Origin of the sequence: Micromonospora sp. NPDC048905 (assembly GCF_040649655.1) — a bacterium.
In the GTDB taxonomy this organism is placed as follows: domain Bacteria; phylum Actinomycetota; class Actinomycetes; order Mycobacteriales; family Micromonosporaceae; genus Micromonospora.
Genome location: NZ_JBEZFV010000001.1, coordinates 592143 through 611398, shown reverse-complemented (window position 1 = coordinate 611398; position 19256 = coordinate 592143). Strand labels below are relative to the sequence as shown.

12 protein-coding genes are annotated in these 19256 nt (G+C 69.4%); 11 read left to right on the top strand and 1 reads right to left on the bottom strand.

The features are described 5' to 3' along the window. The 4 genes from AB0C01_RS02695 (at window position 1) to AB0C01_RS02680 (ending at window position 4193) form a co-directional block, all read left to right on the top strand. Window positions 1-1224 carry a mandelate racemase/muconate lactonizing enzyme family protein gene (locus AB0C01_RS02695; protein ID WP_357254358.1) on the top strand — a complete coding sequence of 408 codons (1224 nt, stop codon included), beginning with the start codon at window positions 1-3 and terminating at the stop codon, window positions 1222-1224. Window positions 1225-1331: 107 nt separating this feature from the next. Next, on the top strand, window positions 1332-2357 hold the full coding sequence (locus AB0C01_RS02690) for an alcohol dehydrogenase catalytic domain-containing protein (protein WP_357570042.1): 1026 nt from the start codon (window positions 1332-1334) through the stop codon (window positions 2355-2357). Further along, a complete protein-coding gene (locus tag AB0C01_RS02685; protein WP_357254354.1) occupies window positions 2354-3115 on the top strand; it encodes an SDR family NAD(P)-dependent oxidoreductase in 762 nt (253 codons plus the stop codon). The genes AB0C01_RS02690 and AB0C01_RS02685 overlap by 4 nt, the downstream gene beginning before the upstream one ends. 70 nt (window positions 3116-3185) lie before the next feature. Then, window positions 3186-4193 carry an aldo/keto reductase gene (locus tag AB0C01_RS02680; protein WP_357570041.1) on the top strand — a complete coding sequence of 336 codons (1008 nt, stop codon included), beginning with the start codon at window positions 3186-3188 and terminating at the stop codon, window positions 4191-4193. 78 nt (window positions 4194-4271) lie between these two features. On the opposite strand, the gene AB0C01_RS02675 is transcribed toward AB0C01_RS02680, so the two are convergent. Then, a complete protein-coding gene (locus tag AB0C01_RS02675) occupies window positions 4272-7820 on the bottom strand; it encodes a ThuA domain-containing protein (protein WP_357570040.1) in 3549 nt (1182 codons plus the stop codon). A gap of 525 nt (window positions 7821-8345) precedes the next feature. Between AB0C01_RS02675 and AB0C01_RS02670 the strand changes: the two genes are divergently transcribed. The 7 genes from AB0C01_RS02670 to AB0C01_RS02640 all read left to right on the top strand — a co-directional run bounded on the left by AB0C01_RS02670 (window position 8346) and on the right by AB0C01_RS02640 (window position 19074). Next, window positions 8346-9857 (top strand): sugar ABC transporter ATP-binding protein, encoded by a 1512-nt coding sequence (locus tag AB0C01_RS02670; RefSeq protein ID WP_357254349.1) that lies wholly within the window; start codon window positions 8346-8348, stop codon window positions 9855-9857. Beyond that, complete coding sequence (locus tag AB0C01_RS02665; protein WP_357254347.1) at window positions 9854-10828, top strand: ABC transporter permease; 975 nt, start codon at window positions 9854-9856, stop codon at window positions 10826-10828. Before AB0C01_RS02670 ends, AB0C01_RS02665 begins: the two co-directional genes overlap by 4 nt. Before the next feature lie 2 nt (window positions 10829-10830). Beyond that, a complete protein-coding gene (locus tag AB0C01_RS02660) occupies window positions 10831-11814 on the top strand; it encodes an ABC transporter permease (protein WP_357254345.1) in 984 nt (327 codons plus the stop codon). Between the two features lie 13 nt (window positions 11815-11827). Continuing rightward, entirely contained in the window at window positions 11828-13012 is a 1185-nt protein-coding gene (locus AB0C01_RS02655) for a substrate-binding domain-containing protein (protein ID WP_357254343.1), read from the top strand. Window positions 13013-13018: 6 nt separating this feature from the next. Then, complete coding sequence (locus AB0C01_RS02650; RefSeq protein WP_357254342.1) at window positions 13019-13870, top strand: sugar phosphate isomerase/epimerase family protein; 852 nt, start codon at window positions 13019-13021, stop codon at window positions 13868-13870. A gap of 74 nt (window positions 13871-13944) precedes the next feature. After that, window positions 13945-16341 (top strand): RICIN domain-containing protein, encoded by a 2397-nt coding sequence (locus AB0C01_RS02645; protein WP_357254340.1) that lies wholly within the window; start codon window positions 13945-13947, stop codon window positions 16339-16341. A gap of 177 nt (window positions 16342-16518) precedes the next feature. Continuing rightward, complete coding sequence (locus tag AB0C01_RS02640; protein ID WP_357570039.1) at window positions 16519-19074, top strand: family 43 glycosylhydrolase; 2556 nt, start codon at window positions 16519-16521, stop codon at window positions 19072-19074. The last annotated feature ends 182 nt before the right edge of the window (window positions 19075-19256 follow it).

Below are 19256 nucleotides of genomic sequence, written 5' to 3'. Positions count from 1 at the left end.
ATGCGGATCACGGGATATCGGACGCTCACCACGGTCCAGGAATGGGGGCGGCCCGTCGGCGATGCCAACGGGGTGTTCCCCGACGGGGTGGTTCCGGTCTCGATCGTCATCGTCGACACCGACGAGGGCGTCTCGGGAGTCGGCCTCGGGCCCCACGTCGAGATCGAGCGGATCTTCGCAGCCATCGAGGGCGAAGACCCCCGTGCCGTGACGACCCTGTACGACCGCATGTTGCGGCACACCTTCAAGGCGGGCCACGCCGGCCCGGTGTTCGGCACCATCGGCGCACTGGACACCGCGCTCTGGGACATCAAGGCGCAGGCCGCCGGCGAGCCGCTGTGGCGGCTGCTGGGCGGACGTGACCGGCGGGTCAACGCCTACGCGTCCGGACTGGACATCGGGCTCACCGACGACGAACTCGTCGCGGAGTACGAGGTCTACGCCAGTCACGGCCTGCGTGCCGCGAAGCTCAAGGGCGGTCTCGACATCGAGCGCGACCGGCACCGCCTCACCCTGGTCAAGGAGGTCCTGACCGAGGCGGGGCACGGCCGGCGACCGGGTCTCATGCTCGACGTCAACGAGGCCTGGACGCGCAAGCAGGCCGTCCGGCACGTCTGCGAACTCGAACGCTCCCTCGACCTCATCTGGATCGAGGAGCCCGTCCGACGCTGGGACGCGGAGGGCCTCGCCGCCGTCAGCCGAGGAGTCTGCGCGTCGGTCGCCACCGGGGAGAATCTCACCGGGCTCGAACAGTACCGCCCGCTGCTCGCCGCCGGCGCGGTCGACGTCGTCCAGATGGCCGCCGTCTGGGGGGTCACCCACTTCCTGCGGGCGTCCGCCCTGGCGCACGCCTACGACCTGCCGGTCAGCCCGATCGGCAACAGCCCGATCGGTCTGCTGCACGCCGCGACCTCGGTGCCGAACCACCTGACGAGTGAGTTGCAGGACCTGCACCCGCCGGTCGGCGTCTCCGTCGACCTGCACGTCGAGGACGGCGCCTTCATTCTCGGCGACGCACCCGGGCTGGGTGTCCGCATCGACGAGGAGCGGATCCGGACGGCCAACCACCGCCCGCAGGCGCAGACGGCCGAGAGCCCCAACGTCCGGCCGGAACGCGCCGGTCGGCGGCTGTTGGGCGGAATCGACGGGGTCGTCCCCGCCCGCCAGGTGCCCGTCGTGCCGCTGAACTACCGCAACGAGGTGTCGCCCACCGGGCGGCACTGAGCTGACCGCCAGAAACAGGGAACGCGTGGGTGCACCGCCATCGCGGTGCACCCACGGCCATGTCCGGTCGGCACGAACGACGTGCCGGCCGTCGAGACGGAGGATCGATGAAGGCAGTCGTCTACCGGGGGGCGCGAGACCTCGGAATCGAGGATCGCGACCCGGTCCCGCCGGGTCCCGGCCAGGTGCGGATCGAGGTGGCGTACACCGGGATCTGCGGCACCGATCTGCACATCTACCACGGCGACATGGACGCTCGGGTCGGTGACTCCGCGATCATCGGGCACGAGATGTCCGGCCGGATCGCGGCCGTCGGGCCGGACACCACCGGCTGGAGCATCGGGCAGCCCGTCACCGTGCTGCCGACCCGGCCGTGTGGAACGTGCGCTGCCTGCCAGCGCGGGCACTCCCACGTGTGTCACGCCATGAACTTCCTCGGCATCGACTCGCCGGGTGCCATGCAGTCCTACTGGACCGTGCCGGCGGAGCTGGTCCTGCCGCTCCCGGAGGATCTGCCGCTGGACCACGCGGCGCTCGTCGAGCCGGTCGCGGTCGCCGTGCACGACGTCCGCCGGGGCAACGTGACGGCCGACGACCAGGTGGTCGTGGTCGGCGGTGGGCCGGTGGGGGCGCTCATCGCCGTCGTCGCGCAGGGTCGCGGCGCGCGGGTGCTCCTCGTCGAGCCGGACTCGTTCCGTCGCGAGGTGGCGGCCGGGATCGGAATCGAGGCCGTCGACCCGGGCGCGACAGACGTCGTGGCACTTGTCAACGAGCGCACCAACGGCGCGGGCGCCGACATCGCCTTCGAGGTGTCCGGCTCCGCCGGCGGCGTCACCACCGCGGTCGACGTCCTCACCACCCGCGGTCGGCTGGTGATGGTGGCGATCCACCCCCGGCCCCGCGAGGTCAACCTGCACCGGTTCTTCTGGCGTGAGCTGGAACTGCTCGGCGCGCGGTTGTACCAGCGCGACGACATGGTGGAGGCGATCCGGTTGGTCGCCTCGGGCGAGATCCCGGCGCGACAGCTCATCTCCCGGGTGGAACCGGTCGAGGCGGCCAGCGCCGCCTTCACGGCCCTGGAGGGTGGCGGCGTGATGAAGGTGCTGCTCGATCTGCGGGAGGGAAACCAGTGACGGCCCTGTTCGACCTGTCCGGACGCGTCGCCGTGGTCACCGGCGCCCGGCGCGGCATCGGCCTCGCCATGGCCGAGGCCTTGGCGCTGGCCGGTGCCGACATCGTGGGCGTCTCGGCCCAGCTCGAATCGGATGGCAGTGAGGTCGAGCGCCGGGTGCGCGCCGCCGGCCGCCAGTTCACCGCGCTGCGTGCCGACCTCGGCGACCGGACGGCCGTACACCAGTTGGCCCGGGATCTCACCGCTCTCGGGCCGATCGACATCCTGGTGAACAACGGCGGCACGATCGCCCGCACCCCGGCCGCCGAGCACCCGGACGAGATGTGGGACCACGTCATCGAGGTGAACCTCAGCAGCCAGTTCGTCCTGAGCCGGGAGATCGGCCGGACGATGGTGGAGCGTGGCCGCGGGAAGATCATCTTCACCGCCTCGCTGTTGAGTTTCCAGGGCGGCATCACCGTCCCCGGCTACGCCGCGTCGAAGTCGGGCATCGCCGGGCTCACCAAGGCGCTGGCCAACGAGTGGGCGGCCCACGGGGTGAACGTCAACGCCATCGCCCCCGGCTACATCGCCACCGACAACACCCAGGCGCTGCGCGACGACCCCGACCGCAACCAGGCGATCCTCGCCCGGATTCCGGCGGCCCGGTGGGGTCGCGCCGACGATCTCGGCGGTGCCACGGTGTTCCTGGCGTCCTCGGCGTCGGACTACGTCAACGGGGTCGTGCTACCCGTCGACGGCGGCTGGATGGGCCGATGACGGGCGGGCCGGTGCCCCTGGTGAGCGTCGGCGGCGAGCCCGTTCGCCGGGTACCCGGGCTGGCGGCGTCATGAGGACGCGAGCGCTGCCGCGTCGCCCGCAGGTGCGCCTCACCGAGCTGGGGTTCGGCGCGGCCCAGGGCGGCAACCTGTATCGGGCGACGACGGACGAGGAGTTCGCCGCGGCGGTCGACGCGGCGTGGGCGGCGGGCGTCCGGTACTACGACACCGCGCCGCACTACGGACTCGGGCTGTCCGAACGCCGCCTCGGCGCCGCGTTGCGTCAGCGGCCGCGCGACGAGTACGTCGTGTCGACGAAGGTCGGACGACTGCTGGTCCCGTCACCCGAGAACGCGCACCAGCGGGACTCCGAGGGTTTCGACGTTCCCGCCAGCCACCGCCGGGTGTGGGACTTCAGCCGCGACGGTGTTCTTCGCTCGATCGAGGCCAGCCTCGAGCGCAGCGGGCTGGACCGGATCGACATCGTCTACCTGCACGACCCCGACGAGCACTGGGAGCAGGCCGCGCACGAGGCCGTGCCGGCCCTGCTCGACCTGCGTGACCAGGGCGTCGTGGGTGCCATCGGCGCCGGGATGAACCAGTCGGCGATGCTGGCGCGGTTCATCCGGGAGACCGACGTCGACGTGATGATGTGCGCCGGGCGGTACACCCTGCTCGAACAGGGTGCGGCCGACGAACTGTTGCCGATCGCGGAGAACCGGGGGGTGGGCGTGGTCATCGCGGGCGTCTACAACTCGGGGTTGCTGTCGCGGGACCAGCCGCCGGCCGACGCCGTCTACAACTACCAGCAGGCCCCACCCGAGGTGATCGAGCGGGCGCGGCGGATCGCGGCGGTCTGCGAGACGTACGGGGTGACCCTGCCGCAGGCGGCACTCGCCTTCGTCCGCAGGCACCCGGCCGTGGTGTCGACGGTGGTCGGCGTCCGCACCGAGGCACAGGTGACCGAGACGGTACGACGGTCCGACGTCGCCGTACCGGAGGATCTGTGGGGCGCCCTGACGGCGGCTGGGTTGCTCGCCGTGGCGCCCGGTCCGGGCACGGCGGACCAACCGAACTGACAAAAACGTCCCGGCCGGGACCGGCTCCGATTTCCGGACACCGGTCCCGACCGGGACGTCATCTGTTACCGCGACAGGTCACACCGCGGTGAACCGCCACTGCTGGTTGGCCGCGCTGTGGCAGGTCCACTGCAACAGTCGGGCGCCGTCGGTGGTGGCCGCGCCGTTGACGTCGACGCAGAGGCCGCTCAGCACACTCTTCACCGTGTACACGCCGGAGGTGCCCGTCGCGGTGGCGGTGAACTTCTGCTGGTTGCCGTTGTTGCAGGTGGCCTGCTGGAGGAAGGCACCCGCCGCGGTCGAACTGCCGACCACCTCGACGCACTTGCCGCTGTGCACCGCCTTGAGGTAGAGCGCGCCGTTACCGGCGTCGACGGCCTGCCACCTCTGGTTGTTGGCACCGGTGTTGGCCCACTGGGTGATCTGGGCGCCGTCGGCGGTGGAGACACCGCTGACGTCCATCAGCTTGTTGCTGTGCTGCGCCGTGACCGTGTAGGTCTTGCCCGCCAGGCCACCGCCGGTGCCGGTGCCGGGTGTCCCGACGCCGTTCCCGCCGAAGGTGTGCGAGTCCAGATCGAACGAGTTGCTGCTGCCCTTGAACACCATGTAGAGCGTCTGTGTCCCGCTGGAGGCGGCGACGCTCACCGGAGTCGTGGACTGGTAGTTGTCCCAGCCGCCCGTATTGGGCACCGTGGTGGTGGCCAGCAGGGTGCCGGTCGGCGAGCCGGCGCGCAGCTCGATCGAACCGCCACCGGATGGCGACGACACCCGGTAGCTGACCGTCGAGATGCCGGACAGGTTCATCGGGCTGAACGCGATCCAGTCGTTGGTGGAGATGTCACCGATGCGCTTGGTGCTCTCCGCGGCGGCCTGGTCGATGACCCGGATGCCGGACTGGCTGCTGAAGTACTCGGACTGCTTGTGCTTCGGTTGCAGGATCGCCTGCGCGGTGCCGGTGAGCGGGGACCCGCCCCCCGAACCACCGTTGTCGGTGTACCGCGCGTTCAGCACGTAGAACAGGTTGGCGCCATCGGGATGCCCACCGAGCAGGTCGGTGGAGATGGTGCCCGAGCAGCCCGGGTATTCGGTGGTCTCGTGCGCGTGGTCGTCGTGACCCAGCGCCGGGTTGAGGATGACCTTCGAACAGTCGACGGTGCCGCCGTCCGGATCGGTCACCGTGATCTGGTACGACACCTTGTCACCGAAGGTCAGCATGCCTCCGTTGCCCGGTGTGGTGATGGTGACCACCGGGGCGCTGTTGCCGACGGTGATCGGGACGTTGGCGAAGCCGGTCTTACCGGTGCTGTCGGTGACCTTCAACTGGGCCGTGTAGTTGCCGTTGGAGGTGTACGTCTTCGACGGGTTGGCCGCCGTCGAGGTGGTGCCGTCGCCGAACGTCCACAGGTAGCTCAGCGTGTTGCCGTCCGGGTCGGACGTGCCCGCGCTGCTGAACTGGACGGTCAGCGGCGAGGAGCCGCTGGTGGGTGTGCCGGTGGCCTTGGCGATCGGTGACCGGCCGCCCTGGATGTAGTCGATCCGGTAGAGCCCGGAGTCGCTGTTGCCGCCACCGAAGTTGGTGCCCCACTCCAGCAGGTAGAGCGAGCCGTCCTTGCCGAACTCCATGTCCATCGGCTTGTTGAAGTTACCGCCGGGCAGGAACGAGTTGGTGCGGGTCACCGCCGAGGAGGAGTCGAAGTGCACCTCCTTGATGTAGTTGCGCGACCACTCGTAGAAGAAGTGCACGCCGTCGTAGTAGGACGGGAACTTCGTCTGGGACGGGTTCGACGCGTCGTAGCGGTAGACCGGGCCGCCCATCGGGGCGGAGCCGCCGGAGCCCAGCTCCGGGAAGGTCGTCGAGGCGGGGTAGCCGTACCAGATGTTCGGCATGACGACTGGCTTCAGGCTGGTCAGGCCGGTGTTGTTCGGCGAGTTGTTGACAGGTGCCGAGCAGTTGAACTTCGAGCCGACGACGCCGGTGTCCGGGTTGTACGGCGCGTAGGGCTGGTTGTTGCCGTGGCAGAACGGCCAGCCGTAGTTGCCGGGCGTCTTGATCACGTTGAGCTCGACCAGGCCCTCGGGACCACGGTTGGTGGTCGGCGGGTTGCGGTCCGGTCCGTAGTCCGCCAGGTAGACCCAGCCGTTGGCGGGGTCGATCGAGAAGCGGAACGGGTTGCGGAAGCCCATGGCGTAGATTTCCGGCTTGGTCTGCGCCGTGCCCTGGGGGTAGAGATTGCCGCTCGGGATGGTGTAGCTGCCGCTGGCTCCGGGACGGATGCGCAGCAGCTTGCCGCGCAGGTCGTTGGTGTTGCCCGCGGTCCGGGCGGCGTCCAGGTTGGACTTGCCCGAGCGCCAGTCCAGCGGGGCGTAGCCCTGCCAGTTGGGGTCGAGGTTCGGCGGCGTGTCGTCGCCGGTGCCGATGTAGAGGTTGCCGTCCGGACCGAACTCGATGTACCCGCCGGTGTGGCCGGGCTCCGGGAAGGTCCGGTCCCGGTACGCCGGGATGTCGATGATCGTCACGCCACTGGACGTGTTCAGCGTGTCACCGCTCATCGTGAAGCGGGAGACGCGGTTGATGTCGGTCGAGCTGCTCGCCGGCGAGTGGTAGAGGTACACGTACCCGTTGGTGGCGAAGTTGGGGTCCAGCGCCATGCCGGTGAGGCCGTCCTCGCCGCCGGTGTAGACGCTCAGCGTCCCGGCGGTCACCGTGCTGTTGGTGGAGGGCTTGAAGATCTTCAGCTGCCCGCCGCGCTGGGCGTAGAACACCCGCCCGTCCGGGGCCACCGCCATCGCCATCGGGTCGACGGTGTTGTCGTCCAGGGTGCGCTTCTCGAAGTTGCTCCAGACGGTGCCGCCGCAGTCGCCGGGAAGGTTGCCGGCGGCCCACTGGATTCCGCCGAGGACGTGGTTGCGGAAGTTCGTCTCGCTGTAGGAGGCGATCGCGTGGCCCATCGCGGTGGCCCACACCCGTCCGCCGCCGGTGTTGCGACACCAGGAAATCGGGTGGTCCGGGCCCATCGCCCGGGCGCCGGGGTTGTACGTGCGCTCGTCGGCGGTCACCAGCACGTGCACCTTGCCGCGCGGGTTGGAGTCGAAGTTGTACCACTCCTCGCTGCGGTTCCACCGATCCGGCAGACCGGCCGTCGACGGGTGCTGCTTGTCGGCGACGATGGCGGTGCCGGGCAGCACGCCGGGGGAGTGCTCCGGCATGTGGGCGCCGCCGTTGATGGTGTTGTCCCACCACGGGTATTCGGTGTCGATGCCCATGTCGGTGGCATTGTGGACGGCCACGATGCCCTTGCCGCTGGCGAGGTAGCCCTCCACCGCCTGGCGCTGGGCGGTCGAGGTCCAGACCATGCCGGAGGTCTGGAGCATCACGATGACGTCGAAGGTCGCCAGGTTGGCAGCGGTGAAGACGCTCGAGTCCTCGGTCGCCACCACCTCGAAGTTGTTCGCTGTGGCCTGCTGCTGGACCATAGCGATCGCGGCGGGGATCGAGTCGTGCCGGTAGCCGGTGGTCTTGCTGAACACCAGGGCGCGGAAGGCTGGGGCAGCCGACGCCGGTGGGGCGAGTCCGAGAGCCAGTAACAGGCCCGCGATCACCGAGATGATCATCGTATTGCGACGCATGGCGTCTCCTAGGTTGGACGGACAACTCCGAGTGCGTCCACGGGCTCACCCTGCGTCAGGTTGTGCCTGGTCGCATGGTGGACACGAGTGCGCTGGTCTGTCCTCGTGCCGTTCGCCGAAACGGCAGTCAGACCCGCGGGACATCACAGAGGGTGATGGCGGCTGTGGTTCGTGTCCCGTGGTCCACAAGGTCAGGATGAGCTAGAGATTAACGGCTGTCAATGAATGGGGTGACGTCCGACGTCTTGCCCTGATGACGACGGCCATGTCCGAATCACTCGCGCACGGCGTCGCTGCCGGCCGAGTGATGGCCCTGGCAATCAGCCCCGGTCGAGGATTGCGGACCTGCATCCAAACATCTATGTTCTTCATACGTGTGATGTTTCGTCGATGTCAAGAGAATGTTCGCAACATAAAAACGGAAGTCTTCGCAGCTAGCTGCGAAAGTTCCGAGTCCGGCCGCGAGCGGGTCGGACGCTGGCCTGTGCACCTTGTTGATGACTACTATCTGTGAGGGCTTTCGGGATGTCAGATCCACCGCCGTCGCCGCTGCTCACCCTGCGGGGCATCGGCAAGTCCTTCCTCGGGGTACGCGTTCTCGACGGTGTCGACCTCGATGTCACGCCCGGCGAGGTCCACGCCGTCGTCGGTGAGAACGGCGCCGGCAAGTCGACCCTCATGAAGATCGTCTCGGGCGGGTACGCCCCGGACGAGGGCACCGTCGAGTTCGCCGGTGAGTCGCGCACGTTCCGTGGCCCGCGCGACGCCCAGCGCGCCGGCGTCGGCATCATCCACCAGGAGTTCAACCTGCTGCCGGAGCGCACCGTGGCGGAGAACGTCTACCTGGGCCACGAGCCGGTCCGGCGCGGGCTGGTCGACCGTCGGGAGATGCTCGACCGCACCACGCGCCTGCTCGCCTCGATCGGGGAGACCACGTTGCCCGCCGACGCCCGGGTGGGGCAGCTCGGCGTCGCCCAGCAACAGGTCGTCGAGATCGCCAAGGCGCTCGCCCTGGACGCGCGGCTGCTCATCATGGACGAGCCGACCGCGGCGCTCGCCGACCACGAGGTCGAGCTGCTCTACGGGTTGGTGCGCCGACTCCAGGAGCGGGGCATCGGCCTGCTGTACGTCTCGCACCGGCTCGCCGAGGTCTTCGACCTGTCCAGTCGGATCACGGTCCTGAAGGACGGCCGCCGTGTGACCACCGTGGACACCGCGAGCACCACCGGCGACGAGTTGGTGCGGCACATGGTCGGCCGGGAACTGTCCAGCTACTACCCGGACCGGGCCGCACCCGAGGACCGGGGTCCGGTGCGGCTCAACCTTCGCGACGTGGGCAACCGGAAGCTGAGTGACATCAACCTCCAGTTGCGCGCCGGCGAGGTGCTCGGCATCGGCGGCCTCCAGGGCTCCGGGCGGTCCGCGCTGGCCCGTGCGATCTTCGGGGTGTCGCCGTTCACGACCGGCGACGTCACGCTCGACGACCGGCCGGTCCGACTGCGCTCGCCCCGCACCGCGATGCGGGCCGGCATCGCCTACGTCACCGAGGACCGCAAGGGCGAGGGGATCGTCCCCCGACAGTCGGTGCTCGACAACGCGCTGCTCGCCAGTCGGGCCGTCTTCGCGGCCCGGTCCGGCCGTGCGGCCCGGACCGTTCGGGTGCGCGAGCTGCTCAACGCCGTGGAGGTCCGTGGTGCGGGCGACGACCAGGAGATCCGGTTCCTGTCCGGCGGCAACCAGCAGAAGGTCGTGCTGGCCCGCTGGCTCGCGCTCAACCCGCGGATCCTGCTCTTCGACGAGCCGACCCGCGGCATCGACGTGGGCGCGAAGTCGGCCATCCACGACCTCGTCCGCCGCCTCGCCCGCGACGGGGCGGCCGTGCTGATGATCTCGTCTGACCTGCCGGAGCTGCTGGGTATGAGTGACCGCATCATCGTCATGCGGGACGGCCGTGTCGCGGGCGAGTTGCCCGCCGGCGCGAGCGAGGAAGAGGTCGTCACCCTGGCGGTCGGCGCCGTCCCGGCGGCCGCCGCATGAGCGCCCTGTCGCTCCTGCCGGCCCGGCGCCCCGTACCGGGCGTCTTCGTGGCCCTGACCCTCACCCTCGCGATCGGCTGGCTTGTCGTCCTCGTCGACGGTGGCCAGCTCTTCAACCAGAGCACGACGGTGAGTCTGCTGCACGTGGCGGCCGGCCTCGGGCTCGTCGCCGTCGGCCAGACACTTGTCATCCTGGGTGGGTCGCTCGACCTGTCGGTGGCGTACGTGATCAGCCTCAGCACCCTCGTCGCCGCCGAGACGATGAACGGCAGCGACGGCGCGGTGCTGCCGGCGATCGGCCTGGTGCTCGTCGTCAGCGCCGGCATCGGGCTGTTCAACGGGCTCCTCGTCACCAAACTCCGGGTCAACGCGTTCATCGCGACCCTCGGCGTCGGGCTGCTGCTCAAGGGCTACCTCGACAACGGCTACGACGGGCCGGCCGGCACCACCGCGCCGTCGCTCGTGCAGGCGCTCGGCTACCAGCGCATCGGCCCGGTGCCGGTGTCGTTCCTGCTGCTGGTCGCGGTGACCGCGGCGGCCTGGTTCGCGCTCTCGAAGACCCGCTTCGGCCATCACCTGGTCGCCGTCGGCGGGGACCCGGAGGTGGCTCGGCTCTCCGGCGTCCGCAACGACCGGGTCCTCGTCACCGCCCACGTGCTGTGCTCGATGTGTGCCGGGCTCGCCGGTATCTACCTCGCCAGTCGGCTCGGCTCGGGCGCGCCCCGCGTGGGCACCGAGGGCCTCTACGACCTGGAGTCGATTGCCGCGGTGGTGATCGGCGGCACCGCCCTCGCCGGTGGGCGCGGTGGCGTCATCGGCACGGTCGGGGGTGTGCTGCTGCTCGCCAGCATCGACGCGATCTTCAACCAGTTGGAGGTCGACGCCTTCTTCAAGCAGGTGATCCGGGGCGCGATCATCATCGCCGCGGTGGCCGTCTACGCCCGCCGGGCCATGCGAAAGGCGGCTGTCTAGTCATGCAGACCGTTCAGCGCCGTACGCTGCCGCTGCGTCTTCCGCGGGTCCGTCCCGGTGGCATCCTGCCGATCCTCGCGATTCTCGCGGTGTTGGTGGTGCTCGTCGGCATTCGACAGCCCGACTTCCTCTCCCCTCCGTCGCTGATGTCGTTCCTCGGGCGTTCGGCGCCGATCATCCTGCTCGCCGCCGGCCAGTACTTCGTGATCGTCTCCGGCGAATTCGACCTCTCGGTCGGCTCCCTGGTCACCGCGCAGGTGGTCGTGGCCGCCCGGCTCATCGACAGCGACCCGGCGCGTACCTGGCCCGTGGTGCTGCTGCTGCTCGCCTTCGGTGCGCTTGTCGGGCTGGTCAACGGCCTGATCACGACACGGCTGCGGGTGCCGTCGTTCATCACCACCCTCGGCATGTTCCTGATCCTGGTCGGCGCGGTCTACCTCTGGTCCGACGGTGCCCCGAAGGGTGGCCTCTCCGAGGAGTTCCGGCGGTTCGGCCGGCGGGCCTTCGAGGACGTGCCGGTGCTCGGTCGCGTGCCGTTCGCGTTGCTGGTCCTGGTGGCGCTGGCGGTGGTGGCCGTGCTGCTGATGCGGTCCGACTTCGGCCGGACGCTCGTTGCCGTCGGCGACAACCCGCGCACCGCCGAGCTGAGCGGTGTACGCGTCTGGCGTACCCGCACGATCGCCTTCATCCTCAGCGGGCTCGCGGCGGCGGCCGCGGCGATCCTGCTGGGCGGCTACAGCGGCGTGTCGTTCCAGGCCGGCGCCGGCCTGGAGTTCGGTGCGATCACCGCTGTCGTCCTCGGTGGCGTCGCGCTGGGCGGGGGGCGCGGTTCGGTCGTCGGCGCGATGCTCGGTGCGCTGACCCTTGAGCTGCTGTTCGCCCTCATGAATTTCTACGGCGTCTCCGGCGCCCTCAGGTCGACCGTCCAGGGCGGGATCATCCTGCTCGCCGTGGCGGTCTCGGCAACGCGTTCTTCGTCGAGATAAAGGGGAATCCATAGTGCGACGTTCCATGGCGGCCTTGGCCGCTGTCACCCTGCTGTCCCTCACCGCCTGTGCCACCGACGAGCCCTCCGCGAGCCCCTCGGGCGGTGCCTCCACCGCCGCCGGATCGGGCACCGGGGAGCAGTCGAAGTTCTTCGTGCAGGCCGACTACGACGCCGAGCTCGCACTGCTCAGCGCGACCGCGACGGGCCCGGCCGACAAGCCGTGGGAGCAGGTGCTCAACCCGAAGCTGGTGGACACCGCCAAGTTCAAGAAGAGCGGCCCGCACAAGATCTGCTTCTCGAACGCGGCACTCAACAACCCGTGGCGGCAGGTCGGGTTCAAGACCATGCAGGCCGAGGTCGAGGCGCAGAAGAGCCGCATCAAGGAGTTCGTGCACGTCGACGCCGAAGGCAAGGACCAGAAGCAGATCGCGGACATCAACGACCTGCTCGGCAAGGGCTGTGACGCGCTGATCGTCTCGCCGAACACCACCGCCACGCTGACCCCGGCCGTCGAGGCCGCCTGCCAGGCGGGGCTGCCGGTCGTCGTCTTCGACCGTGGTGTCAACACGAAGTGCCCGGTGACGTTCATCAACCCCATCGGCGGCTACGGGTTCGGCCACGTCGGCGCCGAGTTCGTCAGTCAGAAGATGAAGCCCGGAGGTAAGGTTCTCGCTCTGCGGATCCTGCCGGGTGTGGACGTCCTGGAGACCCGCTGGTCGGCGGCGAAGGTGGCGTTCGACAAGGCGAAGGTCGACGTCGTGGGTGTCGAGTTCACCGACGGCGACCCGGCCAAGACCAAGAAGATCGTCGACGACTACATCCAGCGGTACGGCACGATCGACGGCGTCTGGATGGACGCCGGTGCCGTGGCGGTCGCGGCGGTCGAGGCGTTCCAGGACGCGGGCAAGCCCGTTCCGCCGATGAACGGTGAGGACCAGCTCGACTTCCTGAAGATCTGGAAGGACAAGCAGCTCACCGCGATCGCACCGACCTACCCGACCTACCAGTGGCGTACGCCGATCATCGCGGCGCTGCGGATCCTCGACGGCGAGCAGGTCTCCAACCCGTGGAAGCTGCCGCAGCCGACCGTCACCCAGGACAACCTGGACAAGTACCTCGACGCGAACATGCCGCCGCTGCACTACGCGATGTGCGGCTGCACCGACCTGCCCGGCTACCCGCAGCGCTGGAAGTAGGACCTGATGTACGCCATCGGCGTCAACCCCTGGGTGTGGGCCTCGCCTGTCGACGACGAGGCCCTGGCCGAGCTGATCCCACGGATCGCCTCGTTCGGCTTCGACGCGGTCGAGCTGCCGATCGAGCAGCCCGGCGACTGGGACCCGGTCCGTACCCGGGATCTGTTGGCGGCGCACGGCCTCGTCGCCGCCGGCGTCTGCGCGGCCCTCTCGCCGGGGCGGGAGCTGGTCGACGCCGCGCCAGCGGTGGTCGAGTCGACGGTGGCGTACCTCAAGGGCTGCGTGGCGAGCGCCGCGGCCGTCGGCGCTGGATGCGTCGGCGGCCCGGTGTACGCCTCGGTCGGCCGCACCTGGCGGATGTCGCCGGCGGCTCGCGCGGCCTGCTACGCGGATTTCCGGCGGGCCCTGGCGCCGGTTGCCGAGCAGGCCGGCGAGTTGGGCGTGACCATCGGTGTCGAGGCGTTGAACCGCTACGAGACGAGCGTCGTCAACACGATCGAGCAGACGGTCGAGTTGATCGACGGGCTCCCGTCGAACGTCGGCATCATGATCGATACGTATCACATGAACATCGAGGAGGCCGACCCCTACGCGGCTCTGGCGGTCGCCGGCCCGCACATCAAGCACGTGCAGGTCAGCGGCTCCAATCGGGGCGCACCCGGTGCGGACCACTTCGACTGGCCCCGCTTCTTCACCGTCCTGCGGGACACCGGTTACCAGGGTGCGATCTGCATCGAGTCGTTCACCGGTGAGAACGAGGCCATCGCGGTCGCCGCGGCGATCTGGCGTCCGTTGGCCCCCTCGCAGGACCGTCTCGCCACGGACGGCCTGCGCTATCTCCGGGAGATCCTCGGGTGACCGCCCCCACCCACCGAGGCCCCGGCCCCCGGGCTCTGCCCGCCACCCCCCTCTAGAGTCAGGAGCACCGTCCCGTGTCTGTCTCGTCCAGTCCCCCGCTGCGGCGACTGTTGGCCGGCGCCGCCGCGTCAGCGTTGACCGCGCTGGTCGCGGTGACCGCCTCGGCGTCCCCCGCGCTCGCGGCCACCACCACCCTCTACGCGTCGCCCAGCGGCTCCGGCACCAGTTGCTCGGCCAGCCAACCGTGTTCACTGTCCGCCGCGCAGACCGCCGTGCGGGCCGCCAACACCACGATGTCCGGTGACATCGTGGTCGAGCTGGCCGACGGCGCGTACCGGCTGTCGGCGCCGATGCGGCTGACCGCGGCCGACTCCGGCAACAACGGCTACCAGGTGATCTGGCGCGCCGCCGCCGGCGCCCGTCCGTCGATCACCGGTGCCCGGGCGGTGACCGGCTGGTCGCTCGTCGACGCCGGGAAGAACATCTGGCGGGCCAACGTTCCCGCCGGGCTCGACTCCCGTCAGCTCTACGTCAACGGGGCCGTCGCCACCCGGGCGCGTACCGCCGTGAACCGCGCCGACTTCACCTTCACCACGTCCGGGATGCGGTTCACCAACAGCGCGCTCAACTACCTGAACAACCTCGGCAACCAGAGCCGCGTCGAGGTGGAGAGCGTCGGGTCGTTCACCGACCGGTACTCGCCGGTGCAGAGCATCAGCGGCAACTTCCTGACGATGCAGCAGCCGGCCTGGAACAACAACACCTTCGGCTTCGACACGCTGTCCCGTCCGCACCGCGCCGGCCCGTTCTACCTGGCCAACGCGTACGAGTTCCTGGACTCGGCGGGGGAGTGGTACCTCAACCCCAGCAGCGGCCAGCTCAACTACATCCCGCTCGCCGGACAGAACATGAGCTCGGTCAGCGTGGAGCTGCCGCAGCTGCAGTCCCTGGTGAACGTCGGCGGCACCTACGACGCGCCGGCGCACCACATCTCGTTCAGCGGGATCACGTTCACCGGCACCAGCTGGCTCGGCCCGAGCAGCAACAACGGCTTCGCCGACCAGCAGACCGGTGCGCACATCGTCGGCACCTGGGCCCGTCCGTCCGACGCGCTGACCTCCTGCCAGGAGGGCTGCTCGCTGTTCGAGGCCACCCGCCCGAGCTGGGCGCAGATGCCGGCCGCGGTGCAGGTCTCCGCCGCCAACACCATCAGCTTCAGCGACTCCCAGTTCGTCAACCTGGGGCAGACGGCGATCGGTATCGGTAACGACGCCAACGCCCACGCCAGCGGTGTCGGCCTGGGCGTCAACAACATCACCGTCACCCGCTCCGAGATCGCCCGCAACTCCGCCGGCGGCGTCGTGGTCGGCGGCGTGCGGGCCGACGCCCACCACCCCAGTGACCAGCGGATGGTCAACCGCAACGTCACGATCAGCAACAACAAGGTGCACGATCTCGGCCTGGAGTACCGGGGCGTGGTCTCGATCCTGACGACCTACGTGAACACCTCGCTGGTCTCGCACAACGAGGTCTACAACATGCCGTACACCGGCATGTCGATCGGCTACGGCTGGGGCGCCAACGACGCCGGCGGCAGCCAGCACTACGCCAACCGTGGCCTGTACAACTACCAGCCGCGCTACTCCACGGCGACCACCGCGGCCAACAACCAGGTCATCGGCAACTACGTGCACGACGTCATGCAGCAGATGACCGACGGCGGGTGCATCTACTCGCTGTCGGCGAACCCGGGCGGGTTGATCGCCGAGAACTACTGCCTGCGGACCAACGGATGGTTCGGGCTCTACTTCGACGAGGGCTCGCGCTACTACACCGCCCGGAACAACGTGTTCTCCTCCACCGGCACCTGGGCAACCGCCAACTACTACTACGCCGAGAACATGGGCAACTTCACGGTCACCAACAACTGGTCGACCAGCAGCGGCACGAACGTGACGAACGGTGACCGCGGCAACGTCGTCAACAACAACGTCACGGTCAGCAACGGCAACTGGCCGTCCGGCGCGCAGACGGTGATCAACAACGCCGGCGTGCAGAGCGGCGGCAGCACCAACCCGCAGAACGTGCAGCTCGTGGGCGCTCAGTCGGGTCGTTGCGCCGAGATCGGCAACTCCAGCACGACCAACGGCACGCAGGCCCAGATCTGGGACTGCATCAGCAACGCCGCCAACCAGCGGTGGACCCACACCGCGAGCCGGCAGCTCATGATCTACGGCACCAAGTGCCTGGACGCCTCCGGCCAGGGCACCGTCAACGGCACGAAGGTGGTGATCTGGGACTGCAACGGTGGTGTCAACCAGCAGTGGAACATCAACTCCAACGGCACCATCACGGGCGTGCAGTCGGGTCTCTGCCTCGACGCGAACGGCGCCGCGACGGCGAACGGCACGAAGTTGATCCTCTGGGCCTGCAGCGGTGGCACCAACCAGCGGTGGACGGTACGCAGCTGACGTAACGTCGGATGGCACCGGGTCCGGGCTGGGGCGCTCTCGCCCCAGCCCGGTTCCGCTTGCGGTGGCCCGGCGGCTCACCACCGCAACAGCCCGTCCGTCTGGTGCGCGGTGTTACGGGGATACTTCGGGCAGGTTTCATTGATGCTCTTGACAGGCATTGTTAGCGATAACACGATGGGCTTCACGCCGCTCTCGCGTCTGGAGTCCACCTTGGCCGTGTCGATCCGCCTGCGAGCTTCCAGCCTCATCCGCAGCTTGCTGCCGGTCAGCCCGAGCGCCGTGCTCGACCGCCTCGCCGACGCGTTGACCCGACCCGACTCCACAGTCCACACCCGTCCGCCCGGCCGGCTGCGCACGCTCGCATCCATCGCCGTCCTCGTCGCAGCGGGCCTGGTGGTGGTCACACCCGCCGCCGCGCAGGCCGCCGACCCGTGGTCGCCCCGCTCGTCGTACACCTCGACCGACACCGGCGCCGGCACCTACTCGGTGCCGCTGCTCAACGCCGACGTGCCGGACATCAGCGTCGAGCGGGTGCCCGCCGCCGAGAACGACGAGGGCCGCGACCTCTACTACATGATCAGCACCACGATGCACCTGAGCCCGGGCGCGCCGATCATGAAGTCGTACGACCTGGTCAACTGGGAGATCGTCAACTACGTCTTCGACCGGGCGAGCATCGGCGACTCGTTCTCCCTGCGCAACGGCCAGAACTCGTACGGTCAGGGCCAGTGGGCGTCGTCGCTGCGCTACCGCGACGGCATGTTCTACGCCGTCTTCAACACCAACAACCTCAACGGGGCGTACCTCTACCGCACCGACGACATCGAGAACGGCGCGTGGCAGCGCACCGCCCTCGGCCGTGGTCTGCACGACCCGTCGCTCTTCTTCGACGTCGACGGCACGCCGTACATCTTCTACGGCTCCGGCGGCACCAGCGCGGTACGCCTCAACGCCGACCTGACGGCCATCGCGCAGGACTACCCGAACATCTTCACCGCGAACAACTACGCCGGGCAGCCGTTCATCGGCGGACTGTTCGAGGGCGCGCAGGTCTACCACATCGACGGCTGGTACTACGCCGTCATCATCACCTGGCCGTCCGGGCAGGGACGCCAGGTCGTGATGTTCCGGTCGAAGGACCTGCTCGGGCGCTACACCTCGGCCGGCGGAGTCAACACCTACGAGGCGCGTGGCGTGCTCAACTCCAACGGCTTCGCACAGGGCAGCCTGGTGCCGATCAGCCGCGCCGACGGCCGGACCGACTGGCACGGCATGTTCTTCCGCGACACGTTCCCGATCGGGCGGATCCCGGCGCTCATCCCCGCCACCTGGCAGGACGGATGGCCGACCTTCGGCACCAACGGGGTCGTGCCGGTCAACGGCCTGTTCGACAAGCCGATCCGGCTCAGCCCGGCCGAGGAGGTCTTCGAGCGGCAGAAGAGCATCGTCGCCTCGGACGACTTCGCCAACGACGCGCCGCACAGGGCGTACCAGGACGAGCAGTGGACGGTCCCCGCGCCGCTCGACCCGGCGGAGATCGCCCCCAACGGCTCACGACTGGACCTGGCGTGGGAGTGGAACCACGCACCGGACAACAGGTACTGGTCGCTCACCGACCGCGACGGCTGGCTGCGGTTGACCGCCGGCAAGGTGGTCACCGGCCAGTACGTCTACACGAAGCTGTCCAACCGGGCCGAGTTGGCGTGGTTCGAGGAAGCCCGCAACACCCTCTCGCAACGTACGTTCGGGCCACGGCAGTCGGTGCAGACGCGGATGGACATCTCCGCGCTGAAGAACGGTGACGTCGCCGGCCTGGCCGCCTACAACCGCGGATTCTCGTACGTGGCGGTCAAGCGCGTCGATGGCGTGAACACCCTCGGCGTCGTCAACCGGTCCCAGCCGTTCGCTGTCGACCTGGACCAGGCGACGTTGGAGAACTTCGTGGCGGGCACCACCGTGGCGTTGGGAGACGCGACCGAGGTGCACGTGAAGGCGGACCTCGACTTCGCCTCGCCGGTCGGCCAGTTGTGGACGACGTTCTACTACAGCCTGGACGGGTCGACGTGGACCCGGCTCGGCAACCGGGTCGGCCCGCAGACGCTGGACGGCAGCCTCGCCCACTTCATGGGTCACCGGGTCGGGCTGTTCACCTACGCGACGCAGGAGACCGGCGGGCACGTCGACTTCGACAACTACCTGCTCAGCGACACGCTGACCGCGCAGGCCCGACCGCTGGACACCGTCGCCCTCGACGCGGCGATCGCCCACGCGCACACGCTCGACGCGCGTCACTACCCGCCCGACGCCTGGGCCGCGACGCAGTCCGCACTCGCGGCGGCGACGTCGGTGCGGGCCGGACAGCTCGGCACCCAGAACCAGATCGACGCCCCGGAGCGCGCGCTCAGCTACCAACTGGCCCGGCTCGGCGTGCTCGCGGCACTGCCGGTCACGGCCAGCGCCGAGGTGCGGTGTCTGGCTGGCAGGGCGTACGTGGCGGTGCGGGCGCGCAACGACTCGGACGCACCGGTCGGGATCACCCTGGAGACCCCGTACGGGAACCGGTCGTTCGCGGCCGTGGCGCCGGGGGCCAACGTCTACCAGTCGTTCCCCACGCGCGCGGCGGCGGTGCCGGCCGGTTCGGTGACGGTCCGGGCCACCGGGGCGGTCGCCGGCCGGGACGTCACCACCGTGCACTCCGCTCAGCACCCCGCCACCGCCTGCGGCGAATAACCCCACCACGAGCCTCAGGCTCACCGACCAGCACCCACCGGCGACCGGCCGTGTGGCGCGGAACAGCGACCTGTCCCGCGCCGCCGGCCGAGGTCGAGCCGGTGGCGGCGGTCGACCCCTGATGTCCGGACCACCTACCACCACCGATCCCCCGCACACCGATGACCGCACGTCAGAGATGA

What these genes read in the sequence shown, in the direction of transcription:
- AB0C01_RS02665 (WP_357254347.1), top strand. Translation starts at nt 9,854, where the DNA reads ATGAGCGCCCTGTCGCTCCTGCCGGCCCGGCGCCCCGTACCGGGCGTC.
- AB0C01_RS02690 (WP_357570042.1), top strand. Translation starts at nt 1,332, where the DNA reads ATGAAGGCAGTCGTCTACCGGGGGGCGCGAGACCTCGGAATCGAGGAT.
- AB0C01_RS02670 (WP_357254349.1), top strand. Translation starts at nt 8,346, where the DNA reads ATGTCAGATCCACCGCCGTCGCCGCTGCTCACCCTGCGGGGCATCGGC.
- AB0C01_RS02650 (WP_357254342.1), top strand. Translation starts at nt 13,019, where the DNA reads ATGTACGCCATCGGCGTCAACCCCTGGGTGTGGGCCTCGCCTGTCGAC.
- AB0C01_RS02640 (WP_357570039.1), top strand. Translation starts at nt 16,519, where the DNA reads ATGGGCTTCACGCCGCTCTCGCGTCTGGAGTCCACCTTGGCCGTGTCG.
- AB0C01_RS02675 (WP_357570040.1), bottom strand. Translation starts at nt 7,820, where the DNA reads ATGCGTCGCAATACGATGATCATCTCGGTGATCGCGGGCCTGTTACTG.
- AB0C01_RS02695 (WP_357254358.1), top strand. Translation starts at nt 1, where the DNA reads ATGCGGATCACGGGATATCGGACGCTCACCACGGTCCAGGAATGGGGG.
- AB0C01_RS02660 (WP_357254345.1), top strand. Translation starts at nt 10,831, where the DNA reads ATGCAGACCGTTCAGCGCCGTACGCTGCCGCTGCGTCTTCCGCGGGTC.
- AB0C01_RS02680 (WP_357570041.1), top strand. Translation starts at nt 3,186, where the DNA reads ATGAGGACGCGAGCGCTGCCGCGTCGCCCGCAGGTGCGCCTCACCGAG.